Genomic DNA, 680 nt, shown 5'->3' with positions numbered 1-680 from the left:
CTCAGACGCCGAGATAGGCATGGAGCTTGTCCATGTTGGCGGCAAGCTCCGCATTGGAAAATCCGTCAATGATCTTGCCGTGTTCGACCACGTAGTAGCGGTCGGCGACGGTGGATGCGAAGCGGAAGTTCTGCTCGACCAGGAGGATCGTAAAGCCCTCCTTCTTGAGTCGCGCAATGGTGTGACCGATCTGCTGGATGATGACAGGCGCAAGGCCCTCGGTCGGCTCGTCCAGCATCAGGAAGCTCGCGCCGGTGCGCAGGATGCGCGCGATCGCGAGCATCTGCTGCTCGCCACCGGACAGCTTGGTGCCCTGGCTGTTGAGCCGCTCCTTCAGGTTCGGAAACAGATCGAAGATCTGCTCGAGCGGTAATCCGCCCGCGCGGACCACCGGCGGCAGCAACAAATTCTCGCGCACATCGAGACTGGAGAAAATTCCGCGCTCCTCCGGGCAGAACGCGAGACCCATCCGCGCGATCTTGTCCGAGGTCGCGCGGATGATGTCCTGGTTGTTGAACTTCACCGAGCCGGTACGCTTGCCGATGATGCCCATGATCGACTTCAGCGTGGTCGTCTTGCCGGCGCCGTTGCGCCCGAGCAGGGTGACGACCTCGCCCGCATTCACGTCGAAGTTGATCCCGTGCAGGATATGGGACTCGCCGTACCAGGCTTCGAGGTTG

At 61.6% G+C, this 680-nt stretch carries 1 protein-coding gene; it reads right to left on the bottom strand.

The annotated features are described in order from the left end of the window. Position 1 precedes the first annotated feature (1 nt). Positions 2-680, bottom strand: a 679-nt coding sequence (locus AC630_RS42565) for an ABC transporter ATP-binding protein (protein ID WP_074124436.1), incomplete at its 5' end; no start/stop codon positions are given.

The sequence above is a fragment of the Bradyrhizobium sp. AS23.2 genome (assembly GCF_001908185.1).
Classification (GTDB): domain Bacteria; phylum Pseudomonadota; class Alphaproteobacteria; order Rhizobiales; family Xanthobacteraceae; genus Bradyrhizobium.
The sequence above is the reverse complement of the archived record's forward strand: the minus strand, read 5'-3'. Positions and strand labels throughout refer to the sequence as shown.